Source organism: Alteriqipengyuania sp., from assembly GCF_964222115.1.
Classification (GTDB): Bacteria; Pseudomonadota; Alphaproteobacteria; order Sphingomonadales; family Sphingomonadaceae; genus Alteriqipengyuania.
Genome location: NZ_CAXQBM010000042.1, coordinates 1 through 5,147, shown reverse-complemented (window position 1 = coordinate 5,147; position 5,147 = coordinate 1). Strand labels below are relative to the sequence as shown.

The 5,147-nt window shown below is 63.3% G+C and carries 7 protein-coding genes and 1 other RNA gene; 1 reads left to right on the top strand and 7 read right to left on the bottom strand.

Annotated elements, in window-relative coordinates; translation table 11 throughout:
- Positions 1-273: a transfer-messenger RNA gene (gene ssrA, locus ACEQXE_RS06820) on the top strand; the annotation flags it as partial.
- Positions 274-306: 33 nt separating this feature from the next.
- Here ssrA and ACEQXE_RS06815 read toward each other — a convergent pair.
- The 7 genes from ACEQXE_RS06815 to ACEQXE_RS06785 are packed head-to-tail and all read right to left on the bottom strand — an operon-like array spanning position 307 to position 5,020.
- Positions 307-1,383, bottom strand: coding sequence for a tyrosine-type recombinase/integrase (locus ACEQXE_RS06815; RefSeq protein WP_370178188.1), 1,077 nt, complete (start codon positions 1,381-1,383; stop codon positions 307-309).
- Positions 1,376-1,744, bottom strand: coding sequence for a helix-turn-helix transcriptional regulator (locus ACEQXE_RS06810; protein ID WP_370225367.1), 369 nt, complete (start codon positions 1,742-1,744; stop codon positions 1,376-1,378). The genes ACEQXE_RS06815 and ACEQXE_RS06810 overlap by 8 nt, the downstream gene beginning before the upstream one ends.
- 36 nt (positions 1,745-1,780) lie before the next feature.
- The gene (locus ACEQXE_RS06805) at positions 1,781-2,419 is read right to left on the bottom strand and encodes an HNH endonuclease (protein ID WP_370178186.1); all 639 of its coding nucleotides are present in this window, start codon (positions 2,417-2,419) and stop codon (positions 1,781-1,783) included.
- Between the two features lie 41 nt (positions 2,420-2,460).
- Complete coding sequence (locus tag ACEQXE_RS06800) at positions 2,461-2,841, bottom strand: hypothetical protein (protein ID WP_370178185.1); 381 nt, start codon at positions 2,839-2,841, stop codon at positions 2,461-2,463.
- A gap of 12 nt (positions 2,842-2,853) precedes the next feature.
- Positions 2,854-3,942: a phage major capsid protein gene (locus ACEQXE_RS06795; protein ID WP_370178184.1), complete on the bottom strand. Its 1,089-nt coding sequence runs from the start codon at positions 3,940-3,942 to the stop codon at positions 2,854-2,856.
- Entirely contained in the window at positions 3,915-4,736 is an 822-nt protein-coding gene (locus ACEQXE_RS06790) for an AAA family ATPase (RefSeq protein WP_370178183.1), read from the bottom strand. Before ACEQXE_RS06790 ends, ACEQXE_RS06795 begins: the two co-directional genes overlap by 28 nt.
- On the bottom strand, positions 4,733-5,020 hold the full coding sequence (locus ACEQXE_RS06785; protein ID WP_370178182.1) for a hypothetical protein: 288 nt from the start codon (positions 5,018-5,020) through the stop codon (positions 4,733-4,735). Before ACEQXE_RS06785 ends, ACEQXE_RS06790 begins: the two co-directional genes overlap by 4 nt.
- Positions 5,021-5,147: the final 127 nt, after the last annotated feature.

Here is a 5,147-nt window from a genome sequence, read left to right as displayed (position 1 = left end):
AGCGGTTCGGACCCGGGGGCGGTACCCGGCGGCTCCACCAGACTTCCCTCATTGGGGGCGAATGGGGCCGAAACAGGATCGACGAACGTCTAAAGGGGTTTGCTTTGTCCCGGTGAGGTACCACCGTTATCGGTCCGAAACGTACAGTTGCCAATGACAACCGTGCTCCGGTGGCCGTCGCTGCGTAAGCAGTTGACCTAAACCGATCTTAAGCCCTTGCGCTTAGCCGCGTAAGGCGGGGTTCGCAGGTACCTGGCAACAGAAACCTGCACTCTCTTTTCCCATTGGTAAGAGACTGATTTTCCGTCACTTTAGCTTTCCATTTTTCAGCGGTTTTACAGTTTGTGTGGCGTCTTGTTCACGATACGCCCTCAGTGCAGCTTGCCCGCTAGCCTTGCGATCTGCATAGCGGCAGTAATGCTCGACCATCTCGACCGACATTCCGACCATGTCCGAGATCTGCAATGCGGAGTAGCCACCGACACGCAACCGGATGACCGCGTTGGCACGTAACCCGTGAGGCTTGGCACCTTCGAGCACCGGATGCCGCGCGCGCTCCTGGTCGAAGATCTTCCACATTTGATTCGTGCTAAAGGGTTTGCCGGCGCTCTTCCCCGTCTCCTGCAACAGGTAAGGCCCGGGGCGCCGTTCCCAGGTGCGCATTTCCTGCTCAAGCTCCGGGAAGATCGGGCACCAAGGCCGCACCCCGGTTCTCTTCTGCGGCAAGCTAAAGCCGCCTTCGTCTTCGTCGTTAGGATTGAGCCTCACCACGTCGCTGATCCGCTGGCCGGTGTACCGGCTCAAAAAGTAGAAACGGCGCAGCGCCCCCGTGAAGTGTTCCTCGGCAAATTGCAGCTGCTCTTGGGTCCAGGGCTCATGCCCTTTCCCTTTCGCAAAGGGCACGACGCCGCGCGTCGGGTCGTGTGTCAGGAACTCGACCGGACCGTTAGCCCATGCGGACAGCGCCTTAAGCGCAGACAGGACATTATTGGCGGCACCCGGTTTCTCGGCCCCGATCTTGCGAACCAAGGCATCAACATGCTTGGGGCGCAGCTCTTGCGCCGGCAGGTCGCCCCAAGCCTTGCGAGCCAGCCGCAGATAGCGCCGATACTGCGCTTGCGTGCCTTTGCTCAGCTTGCGCTGAAGCGTCGGCCATGCGGTCTCGTAGGCATCGATCAGGGCGCCCACCGTGTCGGTCGGTGTCGGACCGAAAGCGCCCTGCGCCTGCCGCACCGCATGCCAGAACTCGGGAGTCTGAGGGGTGTCCGGTAGCCGGATGCGATCGCCAGCGTGGGCGGTGCCCCTGCCCTCCTGGTAATAGAAATACTCGCGCCCCCGGGAGCGGACGCGATGAACGTGGCGCGGAAGCTCGACCTTAGACATTGTCCAGGCCTTTAAGGAACTGGTCCACGCCCCCGTTATCCGCCGCTTTGAGGCTCGCCGCCACATCGGCCCAGCACCAGCGCACAGAACCGCCCCATTTCAGGGGCTTGGGAAGCAGTCCGCGTTGGACGTAGCTATCAATCGTGGTTTCGCTCATATCGAGCTCGGCCGCGAGAGTTGCTTTGGACATGTATGATGGCGGGCGATCGCCCGAAGGTGCGTGTTTCCTAGCCATTCGGCGGCCCCCTATGGTCGGGCGAAGCTTCGTGCGTTGCTGCGTCAGAATGCGCGTGGCCAGTTCTGAGAGAGACACGAACGTCAGTTCCTCGCGGCCTTCCCTTTGATCAATCTGCATTTTCATCACGAAGGAAGCTCCCGCGCTTTTTTCTTAGCTCTTCTAGTCGACGGGCCAGCCAAGCATTTCGAACCCAATGGTATTCAAAGCCTCCAAATTGAAGCGTGCGCTGCGAGCGATCTTCGTTTCGGATATACGGGCGAAGCTTTCCCAACGCTCAAATGCGCGTCGTTGGTCTTCTTTGTTCTCATGCTGCTTTACGGCTTCCGCCCACTGTTCGCGCTGGTGAAAACTCAACCACCACCAACCGCCATGAAGCGTAGCAGCTCCGCTCTCTGATAGTTCGAAGTCTCCACCGACAAATTCGGTGTACGGAACTTGGTTCTCCATGACTTTAAGCAAGGTCGCCTCCAGCGTCTGATCCTCGCCGATCCACGGCGGGAGCTCTGCTTCTTTGCCCGGCAAGCGCAAATCAGGCTTGAGGGCACCGAAGTACCGGACATCGCGCGATGCCCGGCTCGGTGACGTGGAAGCTACCCGGCGCGGCACGATGTGATCGACCTCGATAGCCTTGGCGCCGCAACGGCGGCACCAGGGATGCTTTGCCAGGTGATCGGCCCGAAGCTTGCGCCAATCCGCACCCAGCCCCCGCGCGCTCGCGCTCGGTCTGCCCTTGTCGAAGCGAGCTTTCCGCGCAGCATCGCGCTTCGCCTCGCAGGCGCAGCGGGCGCCGTGTGGCACCCGAAACCCGCACCCGCAGAGACGAGGCGCGCGCGAGGGCATCAGGCCACGGGCCGGGTCAGCGGATCGCGGATCGCCACGGCGCCCGCCGCGATCGAGGTGCCGCCGGCCTTGGTCAGCGACAGGCGGACATAGCGCTCAAAGCCCAGATAGCCGAGGCGATAGGTCGAGGCCTCTTCGAGCGTGGCGGGCGCATTCGTCTGAAGCTGTTCCGCGTCTACATCCGCCCAGCCGGTCGAGCCGTCCGGGCTTTCCTGCAGGGTCACACCGAAGTCGCCCGAGCTGGCGATCGCGCCGGTTGCCACGACGAACACAACGCCCTTGCAGGTGATCAGGTCGATCGCCGGCCCTTGAACAGCGGCCGATTGAACGGCCGGCGCCAGTGCCGGAACCGCATCGAGATTGGAATAAAGGTCACGCATGGATCATTCCCCTCAGCTGGTCGCCATCTTGAGCTTGCGGAAGCGCGCCGCTTGCAGGACGCCGCCGCCCACGCGCCGATTGGCATGGATGCGGGTGAGCCCGTTGGTGCGCTGGGTGTAGGGATCGACCAGCACGTCGAGGCCGGTGCGATCGAGGATGCGATAGGCCTGCCAGTCCCCGTAGATGATCGGGAAAGCACCGGCTTCCACGTCCGGCATGTCGACCATTTCGACCACAGGGCGGCCGAGGATGGTCTCGGGCTGACCGGCCTGATAGCTCGGCTGCCACAGGAAGTTGCCCTGCCCATCCTTGAGCTTCCGGATCACGCCCAGCGTCGTGCCGTTCATCGCCCAGGCGCCGCGGTTCCGGTAGGTCGCCGGCAGCGCGTACAGGAGAGTGATCAGCTGATCGGCGGAGAGGTTGGTGGCGTGGCCGTTGAGCGTGTGCTGGATCTCGCTGTTGACCATGAAGCCCTCGGGCTCCAGCGCGCCCTCGCCCCAGACAAAGGCGGTCGCTTCCTTCTTGCCGAAGTCCTCGGCCAGCGCGCTCCGCACCTCGGTCTCGGCTTGCGGCGCATCGGCCAGAAGGCGATTCGAGATATCCACGAACGTCGCCATTTCCCTCAGCACAACTTCCTTCTGCCCGAAGGTGATCGTGCTGCTGGCCCGGGCCTGCGTCTCGCCCACCCATTGCGCATTCGTCAGATCGCCGCGCGTCGGGTAGATGGTCGAGGCCGCCGTGGTGCCGCGCACCGAGGCCACCGAGCGGATCGGGCTGAACTCGACCAGATCGCGGATCACCTCGCTCGACAGCTCGGCCGGCGCCAGGTAGCCACCCTTCGGATCGCTCGACTCGTTCAGCGCCTTTTTGTCGCTCTCCTGGATCGCGTCCCCGAGGCGCAGATAGGCCGCGAAGGCCTTGCGCTCGGCGGTGGCTTCGGCCTTTTTCTCGGCCTCGTCATCGCCGGGGTTTGCCCGGTTCATCTTGGTTTCGAGCTTGTCGAGGCGATCGACCAGCGGGGCGAGATCGGTCTTCTTCTCGATCTCACCGATCCGGGTATCCACCGCGTCGGTCAGATCCTTGATCGCTTTCGTGACCATCGCGTCAGTTGCTCGACCACGCAGCTCGTCACCGCGTCGCCATCACTATCGACACCCAGCTGCTCGACGCGCAGAAGGAACTCCTTCTCCAGCCCGCCCTGCATGTCGCGTTGCTTGGTGGTCTTCGCGAGGCGGACACTATCGTCCCCCTTGCTCAGCTCGATCTCGGTATCCACGGCAGCGCGCAGGCTGGAGTGACCGCGTGCACCGCGACCGCCATCCTTGCCCGTGTGGTGGATCACCATCACATGCGCCCCGGTCCGCTCGCGCAGATGGTCGAGGCTCTTCACGAAGCTGGCGATATCGGCGGCCGAGTTCTCGTCAGCGCCCGCCATGACCCGCGCCATGGTATCAATGATGATCAGGCCAAACGGGCCATGCTCGCACGCCATGGCCCACGCCGCTTCTGCCAGGGCAGGCGCGTCCGAGTTGCGCCCCGCGAGGGCGATCCCGCCGCGCAGCACCTTGAAGCGCGCCCGACGCGCCGCAATGCGGTTGTCGAAGAGCGCGCCGCCCTCGGCTGCGATGTAGAGGACCTCGGCCTGCCGGACGCGCTGACCGCCCCATTCAAGGCCCGCCTGGACATGGTGCGCGAGATCGATCGCCCAGAAGGTCTTGCCGGCATTCGCATCGCCATAGACGACGCTCAGTGTGCCCCGGTCGATCCAGCCTTTCACCAGGTAGTCGCGCTCCAGATGCGGCTCCAGATCCTCGCCCCATTCAATGCGCGAGAAAAGCTGCTCAGCGCGAGGCGAGAGCTTCGGCCGCAACGGGGTGTAGTTTTCGCCGCTCATGTCAGCCACCGATGAGCATAGGCGAGAAAGGCTTTACGATCCGAAAGGCGCATCGCCTTGAAGCACTGGAGGGCATAGGCCTTGCGCTCATTGCGCCCGGCGAGCATGGCCCAGCATTCCGCCTCTTCCATCAGCGACCGGAAGGTCACGCCAGGGTATTCCGGGGTCAGGCTGTCCAGGGCCGCCGCCATGATCGGCACGGCTTCCTCCGGGTGACAGTTGCGGATTGCATCGATCAGCGCGCTTGCCGCCTCGTAGCGATCGCGGTATTGTTGGGTCTTCAAAGTCAGTCCTTTGGACACAGCCCCGGTTGCGCCTGCCCGCGCACCGGGGTTTTCGTTTGCGCCCGAAAGCGCTTTACAATGTCGCAGATTGTTCCGTTTGTGTTCGCGTTTGTTCACGCGGCCATTG